This window comes from Myroides sp. C15-4 (assembly GCF_050522745.1).
In the GTDB taxonomy this organism is placed as follows: Bacteria; Bacteroidota; Bacteroidia; order Flavobacteriales; family Flavobacteriaceae; genus Flavobacterium.
Map to the genome: position 1 here is coordinate 102,675 of NZ_JBMVQX010000004.1, position 18,981 is coordinate 121,655.

Sequence of the window (18,981 nt, forward strand, 5' to 3'; positions counted from 1 at the left end):
CGCAATACCATTGAATAGGTTGATTGTAGTAAAAAACTAAATGTAGGGAATAATATGTCAGAAAAAGTAAGCCTAAAAGAAATAGCCAAAGTCTTTACAAAACTGGGAATAATTGGTTTTGGGGGACCTGCAGCGCATATTGCGATGATGAGAGAGGAAGTAGTTGTACAAAGAAAATGGATGGATGAACAACATTTCTTAGATCTACTGGGAGCTACCAATTTAATCCCTGGTCCTAACAGTACAGAAATGGCTATTCATATTGGTTATGACAAAGGGGGTTGGAGGGGCCTTATAATTGCAGGCCTATGTTTTATTTTTCCTGCTATTTTGCTAACGGGTGCTCTCGCCTACTTTTATAAACTATATGGACAATTACCACAAGTACAACCTTTTATATACGGAATTAAACCAGCAATTATAGCTATTATGCTTGGAGCTGTTTTTCCACTAGCTAAAAAATCGATTACCTCCACCTTTTTAGCCTTTTTGGGACTAATCGTCTTGGTAGCTTCTTTGCTAGGGGTTAGTGAAATCTTTTTATTGTTTGGGGCTGGATTTTTAGCCTATGCCCTGTTTTATATCAAGACGAGAAAGCAAAATACCTTACAAAGCTTGATTGCATTACCTATTATACTAAGCATACAAAGTCCGTTTTTCACGACAACCAATCGACAGTTATTTTGGATTTTTTTAAAAATAGGGGCTATACTTTATGGTAGTGGTTATGTTCTATTTGCCTTTTTAGATACAGAACTAGTACAAACAGGATTGCTAACAAGAGAAGAACTGATGGATGCGATTGCTGTAGGGCAATTCACTCCTGGACCCGTTTTCTCTTCCGTCACTTTTATTGGTTTTCAAATTAATGGATTATCAGGGGCTCTCCTATCGACCCTTGCGATTTTTTTACCTTCCTTTGTTCTAGTAGCCTTAATCAATCCGTTGATGAAAAAACTGCGCAACTCAAAAGGATTATCTGTCTTTTTAGACGCGGTAAATGTTGCCGCTGTTGCTTTGATTGTCGCTGTTTGTGTAACGATGACACGAGATGTTTTGCTCAACTGGCAAACCCTTGTTATTACCCTACTTAGTGGTATACTCGTTTTTACATTTAAAAAAGTAAATAGTGCTTTTATTGTTTTAGTAGGAGCTTTGTTGGGCTATCTTCTCTTTTAATTTTCAGGTGTTTATTTGACCTTTACTACCGAAGTATCTTCCTGATCATATGCATTTCAGAGTAAAATTCCCAAGTTAACAAAATCAGCTCCACTTGATAAAAGTAACTACATACTGATGAAAAAAACGATACGTGCCTTGTACACACAAATTAAAAAATCTAGTGCTGTGGATTTATACTACCATGTTCATTAAAAGTATATTCAACCTCCCCCGTTTCATCTGAAATCACATAAAAAAACTCCTGTATTTCCCCAAAAAGTTCAAACACCCCAATTGCAATCCACGCTTTTTCTCCTACAACATTAAACTTTGGGTTAAATTGTGCCCGTACAATCGTATTCTTTAGCGATGGATATCGCTGTTGATATTGTTTTGCTATTTGAATGGCTTCCCCCTCTGTTAATCTCATCGTATTCTAACTGATATAAAATTTGGTAATTAGCTATTATTGGTTAATCATCCTGTTTTACCCCTTGGGTTTTATAGCTAAAGCACTGCTTCGTTTTTCTTGCCCATCGCTCAATCTCCATCTTCATCATTAATACACATGACGAATAAAAGATTTATCACTTACAATATCTTGTGAGGTTATTACAGCTTTATTTAACGTTTCTTCCTCTATTTTCATATTTACTTATTCTATGTACTTCTAATTTCAATCTTGCCAATAGCCTTCGTTTCACTAGAAAGCCCGTAATTTACTTTTAATTGCTGTTTTGTACGAGACTGGAATATCATGCTCTTCTTTCAAATTAGTAAAACCACAGTGATCAAAAGTAAGGCGCAGGTAATCTAAAAAGTATAGCGCTCCATATTTTGTATTACAAAGGAATGAATCTAGTACAGGCTTATGCTCTAGCACGATGCCGTAGGGCATCCCACCACTACAATGATCTTTATGGTAGATATCTGGACTGATATAGAGATACGGTTTTTCTCCTTCCTCCATCAAATCTTCCATTTCTTCTTCCCAACTGCCATCAGATAATAGGGTAATCATGTCTTGAACAGATGCTATATACAGGGGATCTAACTCACTTTCATGTGGAAAATGCTTGTCTTTTAGCTGAATAAAGTCAACTTGATCGATATTCTTTAAAAAACAATCCAAGAAAACAGACAGAAATCCATAAGGTCTAGTCTTGTTATGCAGCGCTAAAAGAAGTGCATCAGCTGTTTGAGTGTGCTTATAATCTAGCCCAAAAACCTCATAAATCACGCTAATATTATGTGAAATTCGAGCAATAGTTTCTTTGACAACGGCCATCACTTCTTCCGTTTCACCCTCGCTTAACTGATTGTAATCTAACGCTCTTAGTTCATTCCAAACGTTGACTTCTTCTTTATTGTTATATCGTTCAATCCAATTCATAACAATTTATATCGCACCTTTATATAATTTAACCCTTCTAAGAACTGAGAAAAACTTTCAACGTGTTTTCTAATTTCCTCACTATTGCTTCTTTTGGTATAGATCACACCAAAAGTTTCTGGTTGAATCGATATAAAAAACAAGGTTCCAATTGCGTTTATAGCAAAGATGACTCCCCCTTTTTGAAGTCCTAACGCCATGTTTTCTTCAATCGTATGTGCTCCATATTTAAAGGGTAAAAAACCATCAAAGGGTATGTTTAAATCCAATCCTTCATTCCAATTTTCTAGCGTCATCGCTCCGTTGTATTGCACATAAAAATCGATCAAGTCAGCAGGCAATGTAATCCCATAGGTCTGTTCGATTGCCTTAATCTCATCCCTTGTTATCTTTTTTTCTGAATCCAGTATTTCCATAACAATTAGCTTATGATAGCTATTCCCTTGTCTTGTAAGGCTTGTACTATAGCTTCATCAGTTGAGAACAACGTCATTTTCTTTAAATTGGGAAACTGATCGACGTCAGAAAATGATTCAATTGTAAACGCATCATCTTCACCATCCCAAAAAGGACAAATAGTCATATAAATTTCATTTCCACCGTCTTGGTCGATTTCGGTAACTAAACTCGCCCATTTTTTATCCAGTGGTAACGCTTTAAAATAAGCGACAAGTTCTGGAATTGGCTCATATCCTTCTTCATCTATGTCAATACGTCTTTTCTTATATAAATCAGCAAATTCATAGACATCTACTTTGGGTTTTAATACCTCTTGCACATACATTAATTCCTCAATAACAGCTAGTTTAAAATTGAAATCAGAAAAAACAAGACTGTTTTTTACTTGATTTTTAATCGCGTATTTGTTCTTGTTTTTCTTTGGTGCAACATAGCTATAATTTTTACCCAATAGATAGCTATAGATCGGTGTTTCGCCTTCTCCTAGATAGCGTAAAGCCCTTAACTCCCAAGGTCCTATTTTCCCATCAAAGTCTTCAGTTCCTTTAATAGATACGCCATTTAAGTAGATATCGCCTTCATAACGTCCATGCGATCGATATTTTACTTCTTCTTGGGGATGGTGTAAAAAATAAAGGTTAATAACATTGTCTATGACGCCATAATCCGTATAAATACCCAAATCATCCCAAGCGATACGCCATTGATTATCTTCCCAATATTCCCGAGAGGGTTCCCCTAAAATAGACTTTAAATAAGGTACAGTTGTTGGAAACGTCAGCGAATGTCCATCCAGCCAAATTCCTTGATCATTTAATTCAATTTTCATGCTTTTTTATTCTTTTTTATTCTTTTTCTCTACACCTCTAGCAACCAATCTAGTACTATAGGCGATGTCGCTCTTTTTTTTCTAGTACAACTTTGGTTTTATCTTATTGTAAAATAGGTAGATTATAATTCAAAAGCCATCCAAAGTTTGATTTGATAAACTTACGCACTTTAAGAGATAGTGCCAATTTTAATCTGATAAATGTGATATAAAGCTGAAATAGTCACTGATTTACTGCACTTTATCCGAATATTTTTTACATTACATCCCTCTTATTTAAAAAAATATTTAAATTCCATACAATATTTTTGCTTCTTCGTTGTCTTCCTATATACCATACCTAATGTTTAATTTAAAAAAGATAAAAATGAGACAAACATCTTTTGCATCTAGAGGGAAATACAAATTCATCTTGTTTCCTCTATGTTTTGCCCTTGCCTTAACCCTGTTGGGCGGAACGATTATGTTTCTTTGGAATTGGTTGATGCCGACTATTTTTGGTTTGACAACGCTTAGCTTTTGGCAGGCGATTGGACTTTTTATACTGGCGCGATTGCTTTTTTCAGGCAAGGGTTTTAGAGGAGGACGCGGTTCTTTCGGAGGTCGTAATTTTGGAAAACACACACAGAAAGATCGGGAAAAATGGATGAGGATGTCATGCAATGAAAGACGAGCTTGGTTTAAGCAAAGAGGCTTTCACCGTGGCTCAAGTTTTCCTTCTCAACACGATTTTACCTCAGATGCTACAGAAGCAGAAAACGACAGGCCTGGAAATGAGTAAAGATAAACCTCCTAAACACCTAGAAAGGCAAGTAGAAGAACACCTTCCTCGAATTCGCAATTTCATCAAAGGACGCGTATCGAATAATGAAGATGCGGAAGACATTCTGCAAGATGTTTTTTATCAATTTCTCAAGGCGATGGAAAATACACAAAACCCCATAGAGATGGTTTCGAGTTGGTTGTATCGCGTGGCTAAAAACACCATTATCAACAAGGCTAAAAAGAAAAAAGAGGACTATCTACCCTCCTATTGGTATGATGAAGATGGCTTTTTAATAGAGGCATACGCATTGCTTCCGAAAGACAGCGAGTTGGACAATCCTGAACAAAGTTATATTTGGGCGATGGTTTGGGAAGAATTGAGCGAAGTGCTGTTGGAATTGCCTATCGAACAACGAAACGTTTTTGAATGGACGGAATTTGAAGGTATTTCCATCAAAGAAATTGCACAAAAAACAGGCATTCCCGCCAACACCTTACTCTCAAGGAAACACTATGCCGTAAAACACCTCCGCAATAGGCTGAGAGACCTATATGATGAAGTCATCTTAAACAAATAAAACCATGATCTATGTATTTAAAACAGCTATAACAACAGAGAAAACAGTCAAGCAACTCACAGCTGAACTAAATCTACTATTGCCGCAAGCCAAATGGAATTTTGACTTGGACGACTGTGACAACATCTTCCGTGTAGAAACGTCAAGAGCAGATACAAAAGACCTGATCCTTGCTTTCATGAAAGAAAAAAACTTCTTTTGCGAGGAATTAAGGGATTAAATAGGGGAACAATCAACACCTATTAAATCGTCAAAACAAGAGCGTCTGTAAGCGAATTTCGCTTACAGACGCGGGTATTTAATCTAATTGTCTAGACTGTTTTCTTATGGGATACAGCTTTTATTTTTTGATGTTACTTGATCTTTTTCTTACACCAATACCCACCAAAAATAAAAAAAGGCAAAACAACTTCAAGTCCAGCTAAACTGTAAAAAACAACTTTAAATCCTTCTACAACGGTAGATTTTCCCGTATTTTGTTTCAAAAAAGACGAAAGATACTGCGTACTTACATGGAGTTGATCGGCATAAAACTGTACATTTCGCTGCTTGTGGGCATGGCTGGAAACCAACGAGTAAAAGGAATCGATAAGTTCATGTGTTCGATTTTTTGTTTGGCTTTTAGCAACGGGCATCTCCTGATGTTTTTCAGCAATCAAATGAATCAACGCCATGACCAAGTGTTTGAGCACTTCAACTTTATTCGAGCTTTGTTTGTTGTTGTAGCTTTGTTCAATAAGGTGGAGGAGTTCTTTTTGCAAAAGCAGTTATTCCTGTTCCAATCGAATAATCGGTTGCCAGCGAAGCTGATCGTTCATTACAAATTCTCTTAAAATTGGAAAGGTTGAAATAAAATCCAACGAAAGACCAATGTTCACTATTTCAGCATCTTTACTTAGGGCTTGTGTTTCTATCATCACTTGTGGAGGTACAAGAGCGATATCACCCACTTATACTTCATATTCAGCAAAGTGAATTCTCGTTTTCATGCTCCCTTTTTCAACTACACCGACCAACAGACCTTCAAATAAACGGCTGTGCTTCTTGTAGTTTTGATTGGCCATACTGTGTTGATGAAAAACAACAATACCCGCTGTTTTCCTTGTTGCATCAAGGTCATAAAGACCATAAACATTATCCAGTGTTATAAATAAAGCCATACTACCCTTTTTAACTGCAAGTAAGAAGAAATCTTCCTTTAGCGTTCCTTATTAGATGCTAAGTTAGATTTTTTATTCTTTAGGCTTTTTAAACAGCCTTTTTTTCAATGTATATTTTTGCTATTCTTCCTCCTCTTCTTCTTCGATTACGCGAATAGGTAAATTGGGATTGACTACCGACTTACACCATCTTGCTTTGACGGTCAATTTTGTAGGTCGACTGCGGTAGACATGGTGAGAGAAAGGGCCATTAAGACCATCATCTATACTCTTAGCTGAAAAGTAAACCACATAATCCCCTTCTGGCAAATCATCTGTATCGGGTTCAAAAAACAAATAATTACTATGTCCTGAAATTCGCGTGTTATACTGCCAAGTTCCTACTCCAGGATCATAATATTCTGTAATTTTACTATCACCGGAAGTATATATCCTCGTTGTTATATCAAACCCATTTTCATCCTCAAAACGAAACGAATCGCGATCTACAGTAGAATCGTCATCGCGTCCAATAGGGTCTTCTACGGTTCCCCTATAAAATCGATCTCCACGCATAGGACTATCTATTGAAATATAGCTTTCTTTATCATCACTATCCGTCAAACACAAAAGCATTTCTTTATCTGTTGTTTCCGGTGCAAAAGGTAAATCTACCTTTACGTTTTTAATAATTTGAATTTGAGTGGCTCCTCCTGTTCCAGCAGCAAACCCCAGGTGAAAGACATCGGGAATCTTAGTTTCAAACGTATATAAATTTCCATTTTCATCACGGGTTTTAAAGGAATTAGGGTATATAAATTCGCGAAGGGGTGATTTGTAGAAATTTAGTCTATCATACATGATTAGAGATATCTTCATGCCCCCATTTCCATTATCAATGGGAATCAGCGTTGTTACTACGCGATTAAAATAATATATATCATCATAATAGACTCCCGTCCTCAATTCGTTTATTCCAACTGATTGGCTGTAAGAATCTGTAGCATAATCTCCTGTATCATAATCGAGTTGAGCACTAGCAACTCCATTCGATCCCATACTAGAATAGGCCACTTGTTCAGTAAATACCACAGGATATCCTTTATAACGATCATTTTTGTATTGCCCTCCTCTTACCGTAATATGATCTTTAACCCTGATAAAATCAATGCCTGAGATTCCTTCACGGCGCTCACCCGAATTGATTCCTCTTAATTTATAACTTCCAAAAACATCCAATCCAAATCCTAAATACGCTCCATTTAATCCCGGTTGATTTCCTGCATATGAATTTTTATTGGCGTAACCCAAACTCGCACCTGGGGCACCAATCTCAAAATTTTTAGTTCCATCAAACAAAAACATGCTGATTCCATCTCCATATTTATTGTCATATTCTTTTCCGTCTGCCATGGCGTATTCAAACTCCACAATTAATCCATAATTGGCTGGAAATTCAACATCCTTGAGGTAAAATCCACTGAAGGAAAATTCATCTTCATCCTGCGTTAATACAAGACCTTGAGAGGTATAACGATCACTACCCGTAGGGGCAACATCTGAGATATACTCGCCGATTTCACTGGGAGCAGTCGTACCAGTCAAGGGTAAATAGTAAGGAAAAGGTCTATCTTGGGTTTGCGCCATAGCTATTGTGGCGCACAAAAGAACCATACTAAGCGTATATTGTATTCTATTTTTTATCATAATTAACACGATTCGTTTAGACTCATCTACTGTTGCCTGCAACAATTTAAACTAGGTAAAATAACCTACCTTATTGGATAAGGCAGGTTCACTGTATTAGTCTTCTCTAAGTTTCATCACTACATTAAAATAACTACGGGCGGTCACTTGAGCATAGCGCTGCACTTTATAGGTTAAGACTCCCGATTCATTAATACTCACGTCTTCAAATACATCATCATCGTAATACACAATGAAATAATCCAATTCATCAGCGTCATAAATATCTAAAGAAGCAGAAGATCTGGAGCTAATGGCATTCGTGAATTGATTTTTGTAAATCATATACACATTTTCTTCTCCTCTACTTCCTGGTATGATATCTACAACAAAAGAAGGGGAATAAAAGAAAGACGCTCCACCGCCCCCTTTGGCAGGCCTGAATGCAGCACCACCACTTCCATCAGACGTCAGTACATAGCCTTCGGGTGTATTCACTTCCTCCTCATCTACAGAACTAATCTTATCTGACGTCACTGACTCATTTTGTATGTGTTCGTTTCCAACTGCATTATCTGCTAATTCGGCTGAATCTACAGCACCGTAATCTAAATGGTTGCCCTTAATAGACCCGGAGTTAATATCCAAGGTTACCTCTTCTAAAACAGCATCACGTCCATTCGTTACTTTGATTACGTCACTCCCTTTTAATTCTTTTTTGGTGATACTTTGTCCTGTTGGGGCTTTAAAGGCAACATTTCCATTTGACTCAACCGTTAACACATGGCCTCTTTGTGCATTACCAGCAGAGATTTTCTCCGTGGTAACCGCACCATCTGCTAATTTACCTGTTTGAATCGTTCCATTTTCAAGCTTACCACCTGTAATGGTATTATTGGCAATCTTAATATTGGTTACAGCTAAATTATTGATCTTAGTTGTGGTCACTGCTCCATCTTTGATCTTCACGTCCGTGACAGACTCCGCTTGTAGTTTACTTGCGGTAATCGTATTCTCTCTTAATTTAGAACCCGAAAGGGATGCGTTTTGAACTTTATCATTGTTAATGGCGTCATTTTCAATTTTTTCTCTTGTAACGGCACCTGCTATGATCTTGTCTGTAGTCACTGCGTTATCATCTAGTTGAGCGGTTTTAATTCCGTTGTCTTTCACTGTGACTGTTACATCTTGCAAAACAGCTCCAATTCCATTAGTCACAGCAATCGAAGCAGATCCACTTAAGTCGCCTAAAGAACTCGTTACTGGACTAAAGACCACTCCTCCACTGCCGTCGGCTGTTAAAGCTAAACCTGGTGCCGCATTTGTACTTCCTACTTTCGAACTAATTTTACTAGTTGTCACATTCTTGTCTGCAATCTTAGCTGTGATTACGGAATTTGTTGCCAATTGAGTTGATCCTACGCCTCCATTGCTAATGGCTACGGTTGCATCTTGTAATAACGCTTGATTGGCTCCAGTACCGGATACCGTAATGCCCGTTCCACCTTGTAAGGCTTTACCATTGGCTACAACTGCATCATTTACATTTTGGAAGGAAGCCCCTCCTTGTCCATCAGTAGTTAATACTAACCCGCTTTCTTTGTTTGAAGTGCCTATTTTGGCTTCCGTGATATTTCGATCCATTAGGTGTTTGGTCTTAACACCATTTTCGGCAATGTTGATCGTCACATCTTGCAGGGTTGCTTTATTTGTTGGAATATGTAGTGAACCATCTGTAGAAGTTAAGGATTTTCCTGCCGTAGTTGCCAAAACGCCTAACGATTGAAATTGTGTGTTCCCTTGTCCATCGGATGCTAAAATACTTCCATTGGGTGTATTCGTTTCTGCTACAACAGAACTTATCTTATCTGCTGTTACAGCCAGTGCTTTAAGGTGTTTGTTATCAATTCCCGATGAAGCTACTGCAATTGTTGCCTCTTGAAGTAACGCTTTATTGTCAGCTGTCACGACTATAGATTCATCCGCTACTAAATCAACTCCTTGCCCATCAAATACTGTATTACTCAATAGTTTATACGACACCGTTCCATCCCCTTGGGCCGTCAATACCGCATTGGCTACTGCTTGACCAGCATTCATTTTTTCAACAGTTACTGCTGCATTTTCAAGCTTATCCGTTCCTACTCCTCCTTCTTTAATATCAATTGTTGTAGGCGCTAAAACGGCATTTAATCCATCCGTATCACCCGTAAACGCAAGGCCGCTACCTAAGGTTAAATCTTCTCCTCCTGCTTGTACCGCACTTTTTAGGACATAATCAAACCCTCCAGTACCATCTGTAACAAGAATATAATCACGTGCTATTGTCGCACTGTTTAACTTGTCTTTGGTAATACTGTTATTGGCAATACTCAAGTTCACGTCTTTTAACAGGGTTCGCTCCCCATCACCGGACATTTGAATGATGTTATCTGTGGTTAAATTACCTGCTGTTAAATCGACAATTTCACCCAATTCTCCCCAAACAACTGTTCCATTTTCACCACTTAACAGCACACTTTGTGCACTAATTCCTTCAGAAGAAAGTTTATTTGCGGTAATCACTTGTTCACCTAGTTGGGTATTTGTTACGGCTCCATCTGCTAATTTTGCTGTGGTAATTCCTTTATTCTTTACACCTAAGGTCACATGGGATAGCACTTTTCCAATTCCATCTTCTGTGACAGTAAGGGCTTCATCCGTTGTAATATTTCCTTTATTGGCTAGTTGTCCCGCAGATAAAGGTTCAAAAGAAACAGACACCCCATTAGCTCCTACCGTTGCTACCGCTCCAGCAGGTGCATTGTTGGCGTTTAACTTAGTTGCTTGAATGGAACTGTCTTTGATACCCAATTCAACATCAGCTAATACTTTACCTACCCCATTTTCAGAAACCGTAATCGTACCATCTGTTGTAATATCTCCTTTTTCAGTGAATAGCTCTGTTGATAGTACTTGATAAGCCACTTGTCCTGTGGCATTAGCCACCGCAATTCTATTGTCTGCGCCTGTACCTGCATTTAATTTAGCTGCTTCAATTGTATGATCAACCAAGTGATTATTTGCAATTGTGGCTGCGCCAATATGTTTACCTTGTATCCCTCCATTGTTGATTTTAACGATGGCTTTGGTCTCTTCATTGCCGAATAGCACATTTTCACCGCCTTCGACAATTAATCCCTCAGCGCCAACTAAATCACCTTGCATGGCTGATGTAACTGCTTCTTCAGCAGTCGAAAATACAGCATTACCAGATCCATCAGCCGTTAACACTGCTCCTTTATCAATACCAACTGCGTTTATTTTTTCTACAGTAACGGCTTGGTTCTGAATGTGAGTGGTTTCAATCCCATTTTCATTCACCTGTAAACTAAAAGGCTGTAATACTGCTTTTGATGCATCACCAATAATAGCCAACGAAGTATCCACCGTTAGTGCTTTTCCATTTACAACGGCAGCCATCGGTTGGTAGACAATGCTTCCATCAGCCTGAGCTACAGGAACATGATTCGCTTTATTTTCTCCAGCATATAATTTATCAGCGGTAACTGCTAAGTTTTTAATCTTAGTAGTTGTTACACCTTGATCTCTTAATGCAATTCCCATTTCAGTTAAGGCGGCAGTTTCACCACCAGTGACTGCGATAGCACTATCTCCTTCTACTTTTTTCCCCTGTGCTGCTACAGTGGTATAAATATCATTTTGAACGGTTGATTCATTCAGAATTTCGGTGATATTTTCAATCACACTGCCTGCTACATCAATAGTGGCAAGGGGAGTATCCGTAGCTTGATCATAAAAGACAAACGTACCTGCATCCGTTGTATCAATGCGCAAGGTATTGGCATCAAAGGTTACGCCAGTCCCTATGATTTCTCCAGTGTTGTTGACGTCATTTTCATTAAAATAGGTAAATGTACCGTTATGGTTATTTTGTACAAGGGTTACTTTTTCCTGTGTTTGAACAATCTCTTCAATAATTTCATGCGTGGCATCCACCCATTCCGCCTTGCCTAAACCATTGGTAATCAAGAGTTGTTTTGGGTTTCCTCCTTTCATTTGAACAGGAGACACCGCTTCCTCTGCAATGCTCAATTCTACGGCAGTGAAAACGGCATCTGCCACATTTGCATTGCCATTGACTAGGATTCCATTTCCAGATAATGGCGCTTTAGCAATCTCCAACTGTTCTAAAGCTTCTATTTTTTGGTTAATTTGCGTAATCGCTTCTTCCACATTAGTATACCCCACGACCGAATTATCCTCAAAAATAATAGCTTTTGCACGGGTATTTACTGTAGCTAAAGCTATATCACTTGCTTTGTCCTTGAAAATGAAAATCCCTGCTTCGGAGGTGTCAATACTTAGCGTATTGGCATTGAACGTTACTCCTGTTGCATTGGGTTTTAATGCGCCATTGGCTTCTATTTGATCTTCGTTATAGTAGGTAAATGTTCCGTCCTGGTGATCAACGAGTTGTGTTGATTTTTCATTTGCACTAACGATCATTTGTAAAATAGGATCATTTGAACTCATCCATTTTACAGCGCCTGTACCATCTGTTCCCAAGATTTGACTTGGAGCATCCCCACTTATTTTGGCCGCCGTGACAGCTCCATTCTTTAATTTGTCTGAAGTAACAGCATTAGCGGCTAATTTAGCGGCTGTAATTCCTCCATTTTTAACATCTAGGGTTACATCAGCTAAGGCAGCATGCTCACCTCCTGTCACAGCAATAGCAGCTTCTCCAATGATAGCTTTTCCATTATTGCCAATAACTTGCCCAAGTGTTTTAAATTCAGCGCCACCTTCTCCATCAGAAGTTAAAACAAAACCGGCAGCTTTATTGCTTCCTATTTTGTCTTCTGTTACGGCTTTGGCCTCTATTTTTTCATTGGTAATTCCTCCATCAGCCACGCTAATATCCATCGCTTGTAAAACAGCTTTATTCCCTTGAGGTACAGCTATAGATCCATCAGATGAAGTTACCGCTTGTCCTTGTGTTAAAGCCACTTCTTCTAAGCGCTGAAAAACAGCTTTTCCACTTCCATCTGCGGTTAATACGGCACCTGGAGCAGCAGTTTGTGCATCAATCTTCGTTGCAGTAACTGTCTGATCCTTAATGTGTTTATTTTCAACCCCTTGATTCGCAATTGCAAGGGTTGTTTCCCTTAGAACCGCTTTATTATTAAGTGGAATTGTTATAGACCCATCCGATTTCAGGTCAGCTTCTGCGCCTTCAAAAGCAGTGGTGTTGATTTTTTTATAGGCTACATTTCCTAATCCGTCTGCGGTTAATACAGCATTTTCATCTTCTCCTACAGCAGAAATTTTAGCTGTTGTTACAGCCCCATCAGCTAATTTAGCTTCGGTAATTCCCTGATCCTTAACTCCTATTTTAGTATCAGCGAGTACGGCAGAAACTCCATTACTCCCTGCTAAGAATTCCAGCTCATTACTCAAGGTTAAATCTTCTCCTGCTTGTACAATACTCTCTCGATCAACGTAAGTAAACCCTCCATTGGCGTTGGTAACCATAACCATACCCGAAACAGCTCCTGCACTGTTCAATTTTCCTATCTGAATGGTTTGATCTTGTAATTCAGTATTGGTGATGCTTCCTTCTTTAATCCCCAGCTTTACATCGTTAAAAAGAGAGTTAACTCCATTTCCATTTTGCAATTCAATAATACCATCCGTAGTCAAATTACCTGCCGCATCGGTTACGACATCGTCTAATTCTCCCCATTTTATTTCTCGGTTCTCATCAATCACTAGCACGCGGCTAGGAGGTTCATTTCCTGCAGATAACTTATCTATTGTTAGCGTATTTAAGGCAATTTTATCATTGGTAATTCCTCCATCTTCAATTCCTAGTACAACATCGGCTAGCACTTTTCCTGTACCATTATCAACAGTTACAATTCCATCGGTTGTAATATTTCCCTTAGCTGTAATAGCCGTAGCCTCCAAGGGTTTATATGTTACAGTTCCATCTCCATTTGCCATTGCAACAGCGCCTTCTATAGCACCAGTAGCATCTAGTTTACTCGGAACAATAGACTGATCAGTAATTCCCAAAACTACATCATCCAGTACTTTCCCTATGCCATCACTTACAGAAACAATTCCATCGGTTGTGATATCACCTTTATCCCCAATAACCGCAGGGGTTACGGGCTGATAACTAACTGTACCATTTGCATTTACCGTAGCAACATGGCCTGCGGTTGCTCCCGTTGCATCTAGCTTTTGAACCTCAATTGTTTTGTTTTTAATGTTTTGATTTCCAATGGTTTCAGATCCAATATGCGTACCTGTTATTCCACCTGAATTAATGGCAATGGTTACCTTTTTTGTGGTATCGCCAAATAGCACATTTTCACCTCCTCCAACAATGTTAATTACACCAGCTTCTCCTTCTAAGTCTCCTTGCATGGCAGGTCTAACAACATTTGAAGGTGTTTCAAAAGCTGCCTGGCCTAATCCATCAGCAGTCAAAACAGCGCCTGGGTCTACCCCTAATGCATTGATTTTGTCTGTTGTAACGGCACCAGATGCCAGGTGATTGGTTTTTACTCCCTCTTGTTGGATGTTGACAATGACCTCACTAAGTGCTGCTTTATTTCCACCTGTGATTGCAATGGAATTGTCATTGCTGTGTATTTTTTTTCCTTTTGCTGCTACTGTAGCAAAAATCTGATTCTGTACTTCTTCTTCAGTGAGGATGGTTGTAATATTTTCAATGACTGTTCCTGCTACATTAATCGTTGCAATGGGATCCTCTTGTGACAAATCATAAAAGGCATATACACCAGTTGCTTGCCCAGATTGAGGGTCATTGAGTTCCGCTACACGTAACGTATTAGCACTAAATGTCGTTCCTACTGCAGTTGATTTTCGATCGCCATTAGCATCGTAATCTCCCTCATTAAAGTAGGTAAACGTTCCATCTTTATGATCAATCAATTCTGTAATGGCTTGATTTAATGCTAAAAGTTCTTTAATTGGATCATCTGCTAAACTCATCCATTGAGCAACCCCATCCGTAGGTGTTACCAAAAATTGACCTTGTGTTCCCCCTTGAATTTTTTCTGTTGTTACGGCTTTGGGTGCTAAGGCAGTGGTAGAAACCCCAGCCGTTGCAATACTCAACTCCAATGCATGAAGTGCTGCTTTATCTGCCGTTCCGCCTATTGTAATCGATGTATCTGGTGAAGTAACCGCCTTTCCTTGTGCGGCTACTGCGGTATAAATATCGTTCTGAACAGTAGTATCATTTAAGATTTCGGTGATATTTTCAATCACACTCCCCGCCACATCAATAACAGCTATAGGGGTTGTTGGATTGGATTTATCGTAAAAAGCATACGTATTCTCTGCTGTTTTATCAATGCGCAACGTATTGGCATCAAATTTTACGCCTTGTCCTGTAATAGGATCCCCATCAGCATCAATCCCCTTCTCGTTATAGTAGGTAAAAGTCCCATCGCCTCCATCAACGAGTAGAGTAATTTTTTCGTTGAAGGCAAAGGCCTCTTGTATTACCTCATCTGTTACATCTACCCAAGCAACTGTACCTGCTTCATTGGTCACCAATAATTGCTTGTTACCTCCCGGTGCAATCTTAGCCGTTGTTATTCCTGCATTGGCAACAGATAGTTGCATAGCATTCAATACCGCTTGATCGCCCTGATCTACTTGAATTGACCCATCTGCTGCTGTAGCAGGTTTTCCTTGGGCTGCAACTGTGGTATAAATATCCTGTTGAACGATTGAATCATTTAGTATTTCAGTAATATTTTCAATGACTGTTCCTGCAATATCAATAGTGGCTAAAGGCAGTCCCGTTTGTGTAAAGGTACCATCAGTAAAGATATAGGTCCCCTTTGGTTGTTCTGAAATACTCAGGGTATTTGCATCTAGTAATATCCCTTTCGCTGGAATCGGTGCTCCCGTAGCATCAATACTATCCTCATTGTAATACGAATACGTCCCGTTTCCGTTATTTTCAATGAGTGTAATCACCTCATGTTGTTTCACTACTTCTTGTATAATACTATCCGTAGCTGGCACCCATTGGGCTTTACCTTCTTTAGTTACTAAAATATACTGGTCTCTTCCTGGATTAATCTTATCTAAGGTAACCGCTTTATTTTTTAATTTGTACGAGGTTACTGCTTCATCTGCTAATTTTGTCTCTGTTACAGCAGCCTCTGCCAAGCTCAACGTAAGTTCCTTTAATACAGCATCATTTACTTGAGACTGCTCATTGATTAAAATTCCTTCTCCTAATATGGGTGAAAGCGTACCCTGCGCTTGCTCTACCTTGGTAATAAGCTGATTGACAACATCCTGAAGATTATCCCCTGGAATCGACGTTGAATTATTTTCAAAAATAATAGCTTTAGCACGTGTATTAATCGTCATTAACGGGCTTTGTTGCGATGTTTTTCCGTCGTAAAAGTCGTAAATTCCCTTTCCTGATGCTCCTTCTCTCTCTTTAATATTTAAGGTATTGGCATCAAATTTTACGCCTTGTCCTGTAATGGGATTTCCATCAGCATCAATACCCTTTTCATTATAATAGGTAAATGTACCATCGCCTCCATCTACTAATAAGGTAACTTTTTCATTAAACTCAAAAGCTTCTTGAATAACCTCATCCGATGCATCAACCCATTTCACCGTGCCATTTTCGTCCGTAACCAACAATTGTTTAGCACCTCCTGGTGCTATCTTTGCTGTGGTAATTCCCGCATTGGCAACGGATAGTTGCATGGCATTTAATACTGCTTGATCGCCATTGTCCACTTGAATCGATCCATCAGCAGCTGTAGCCGCTTTTCCTTGTGCAGCTACTGCGGTGTAAATATCATTTTGAACAGTCGTATCGTTGATAATTTCAGTAATATTCTCAATTACACTTCCCGCCACATCAATAATGGCTATCGGTGTTGTATCATCAGACTTATCGAAAAAGGCATACGTATTATCTGCTGTTTTCTCGATACGCAACGTATTGGCATCAAATTTTACGCCTTGCCCTGTAACGGGATTTCCATCAGCATCAATACCCTTTTCATTATAATAGGTAAATGTACCATCGCCTCCATCTACTAATAAGGTAACTTTTTCATTAAACTCAAAAGCTTCTTGAATAACCTCATCCGATGCATCAACCCATTTCACCGTGCCATTTTCGTCCGTAACCAACAATTGTTTAGCACCTCCTGGTGCTATCTTTGCTGTGGTAATTCCCGCATTGGCAACGGATAGTTGCATGGCATTTAATACTGCTTGATCGCCATTGTCCACTTGAATCGATCCATCAGCAGCTGTAGCCGCTTTTCCTTGTGCAGCTACTGCGGTGTAAATATCATTTTGAACAGTCGTATCGTTGATAATTTCAGTAATATTCTCAATTACACTTCCCGCCACATCAATAATGGCTATCGGTGTTGTATCATCAGACTTATCGAAAAAGGCATACGTATTATCTGCTGTTTTTTCGATACGCAACGTATTGGCATCAAATTTTACGCCTTGCCCTGTAATGGGATTTCCATCAGCATCAACACCCTTTTCATTATAATAGGTAAATGTACCATCACCTCCATCTACTAATAAGGTAACTTTTTCATTAAACTCAAAAGCTTCTTGAATAACCTCATCCGATGCATCGACCCATTTCACCGTGCTATTTTCGTCCGTGATCAACAATTGTTTAGCACCCCCAGGTGCTATCTTTGCTGTGGTAATACTTGAAGGTCTAATACTCAAAGACGCAGCTGTCAATACAGCTTTTTCTCCACCAACTACTTCAATACTCTCATCTCCAGTTAATGCCTTAGCGTTCACCGAAATTGATTGAATAATTTCGTTAATTACGCCTTCTTCATTGATAATCGTCTGTATATTCTCAATTACATCAGCTGTTACATCAATAACTGTAGTCGTCTGATCTTCTGAAGTATAAATGTATTTTCCTTGTCCATTTGACTCAAGTGTAGTCACAATATTAATATCAGCTAGAGGTACAGAAACAACCCCTTGTTTTGTATCGCGTAAAAAGAGTGTTTGATCTGTCAAATTAACCGCCAGCTCTTCATTTACAGCTACCTCTTTTAAAAAATCATCGCTAGAAGACAACAAGCGAACCCATTGTTTGTCAAACCAAAAATAGTAGCCTGGTTTTAACTCTTGATTGGATGTTGTATTAAAGACAAGCAAACTATTTGGCGTTTGTCCTCCTGTCATTCCTCCATTACTAGTAGCTGACTCTAGGGGAATCCTTGGAATCAACACACCTTTAAAGCTTCCCTTAGTGGCTTCAACATCTAATAAAGCCGCTGGGTTCGGATTTGCCGTCCCAATTCCCACTTGGGCAAACGCAAATCCCGACATCATAAGTAAGGCTACTGAAAGTACATTTTTTTTCATAAACAACTATTTATTTCCATTCTACTGCTTAAAAAATTAATTCTCTTCTACTATAAGAAAAACATTGTGCCAATTTCTTTTTTTTATCAAAAAGTCTACATGGAGCGATTTATTTCTTTTATTTTTAAACTGAAACGCTAAATAAAAGAACAAAACAACCTCGTGTGAACAGCATCCTGTTTTTTTTAAATTTAACACTATGTTACTTTTAGTTTTAACATCTAAAAAATTAAGATAAATATACGGGTTTTGTATTAATTTTATATTAAAAGCAAGCTTTATAGTAGATCAAATGATAAAATAACCGATATCCTAGTTTAAATTAAAACTTAAACTAGGAATCCATCAAAAAAAGGTAAGTTATTTTAACAAAAACGAAAAAAAACAAGCGATATACCGTAAAAAAACGCATAAAAAAAAGGAGCAAATAGAGTAATCATGCAAGTCATACGTTAGGAAAGGGCGATCCTATGGGGTGTATGCTCAGCATGATACTGCCATTTCTTTCCAAAACCTAGTGTTCCTTTA

13 protein-coding genes are annotated in these 18,981 nt (G+C 38.5%); 4 read left to right on the forward strand and 9 right to left on the reverse strand.

The features are described 5' to 3' along the window. The first annotated feature begins 54 nt into the window (after positions 1 to 54). Positions 55 to 1,179, forward strand: a complete 1,125-nt coding sequence (gene chrA / locus ACPDHL_RS03140; RefSeq protein ID WP_430531353.1) for a chromate efflux transporter — start codon at positions 55 to 57, stop codon at positions 1,177 to 1,179. 160 nt (positions 1,180 to 1,339) lie between these two features. Here the strand turns inward: chrA and ACPDHL_RS03145 are convergent, their stop codons facing one another. From ACPDHL_RS03145 to ACPDHL_RS03160, 4 genes are all read right to left on the reverse strand, one after another. After that, entirely contained in the window at positions 1,340 to 1,591 is a 252-nt protein-coding gene (locus ACPDHL_RS03145) for a hypothetical protein (RefSeq protein ID WP_430531354.1), read from the reverse strand. Positions 1,592 to 1,864: 273 nt separating this feature from the next. Further along, the gene (locus ACPDHL_RS03150) at positions 1,865 to 2,554 is read right to left on the reverse strand and encodes a hypothetical protein (protein WP_430531355.1); all 690 of its coding nucleotides are present in this window, start codon (positions 2,552 to 2,554) and stop codon (positions 1,865 to 1,867) included. Then, positions 2,551 to 2,970 carry an SMI1/KNR4 family protein gene (locus ACPDHL_RS03155; protein WP_430531356.1) on the reverse strand — a complete coding sequence of 140 codons (420 nt, stop codon included), beginning with the start codon at positions 2,968 to 2,970 and terminating at the stop codon, positions 2,551 to 2,553. The genes ACPDHL_RS03150 and ACPDHL_RS03155 overlap by 4 nt, the downstream gene beginning before the upstream one ends. A 5-nt stretch (positions 2,971 to 2,975) precedes the next feature. Further along, positions 2,976 to 3,842: a DUF6892 domain-containing protein gene (locus ACPDHL_RS03160; protein WP_430531357.1), complete on the reverse strand. Its 867-nt coding sequence runs from the start codon at positions 3,840 to 3,842 to the stop codon at positions 2,976 to 2,978. 367 nt (positions 3,843 to 4,209) lie between these two features. Here ACPDHL_RS03160 and ACPDHL_RS03165 point away from each other — a divergent pair, with 367 nt between their 5' ends. Genes ACPDHL_RS03165 through ACPDHL_RS03175 form a run of 3 tightly spaced genes read left to right on the forward strand, consistent with a single transcriptional unit; the run spans position 4,210 to position 5,405 of the window. Then, positions 4,210 to 4,623 (forward strand): hypothetical protein, encoded by a 414-nt coding sequence (locus ACPDHL_RS03165; protein WP_430531358.1) that lies wholly within the window; start codon positions 4,210 to 4,212, stop codon positions 4,621 to 4,623. Further along, positions 4,616 to 5,185 (forward strand): RNA polymerase sigma factor, encoded by a 570-nt coding sequence (locus ACPDHL_RS03170; RefSeq protein WP_430531359.1) that lies wholly within the window; start codon positions 4,616 to 4,618, stop codon positions 5,183 to 5,185. The genes ACPDHL_RS03165 and ACPDHL_RS03170 overlap by 8 nt, the downstream gene beginning before the upstream one ends. 4 nt (positions 5,186 to 5,189) lie before the next feature. Beyond that, positions 5,190 to 5,405: a hypothetical protein gene (locus ACPDHL_RS03175; protein WP_430531360.1), complete on the forward strand. Its 216-nt coding sequence runs from the start codon at positions 5,190 to 5,192 to the stop codon at positions 5,403 to 5,405. Between the two features lie 133 nt (positions 5,406 to 5,538). Here the strand turns inward: ACPDHL_RS03175 and ACPDHL_RS03180 are convergent, their stop codons facing one another. The 5 genes from ACPDHL_RS03180 to ACPDHL_RS03200 all read right to left on the reverse strand — a co-directional run bounded on the left by ACPDHL_RS03180 (position 5,539) and on the right by ACPDHL_RS03200 (position 18,453). Continuing rightward, positions 5,539 to 5,946, reverse strand: coding sequence for a hypothetical protein (locus ACPDHL_RS03180; protein ID WP_430531361.1), 408 nt, complete (start codon positions 5,944 to 5,946; stop codon positions 5,539 to 5,541). Between the two features lie 6 nt (positions 5,947 to 5,952). Beyond that, positions 5,953 to 6,102, reverse strand: a complete 150-nt coding sequence (locus ACPDHL_RS03185; RefSeq protein ID WP_430531362.1) for a hypothetical protein — start codon at positions 6,100 to 6,102, stop codon at positions 5,953 to 5,955. Between the two features lie 33 nt (positions 6,103 to 6,135). Further along, the gene (locus ACPDHL_RS03190; RefSeq protein WP_430531363.1) at positions 6,136 to 6,345 is read right to left on the reverse strand and encodes a hypothetical protein; all 210 of its coding nucleotides are present in this window, start codon (positions 6,343 to 6,345) and stop codon (positions 6,136 to 6,138) included. A gap of 120 nt (positions 6,346 to 6,465) precedes the next feature. Then, the gene (locus ACPDHL_RS03195) at positions 6,466 to 8,031 is read right to left on the reverse strand and encodes a hypothetical protein (protein WP_430531364.1); all 1,566 of its coding nucleotides are present in this window, start codon (positions 8,029 to 8,031) and stop codon (positions 6,466 to 6,468) included. Between the two features lie 96 nt (positions 8,032 to 8,127). Then, complete coding sequence (locus ACPDHL_RS03200) at positions 8,128 to 18,453, reverse strand: beta strand repeat-containing protein (RefSeq protein WP_430531365.1); 10,326 nt, start codon at positions 18,451 to 18,453, stop codon at positions 8,128 to 8,130. Positions 18,454 to 18,981 lie beyond the last annotated feature (528 nt).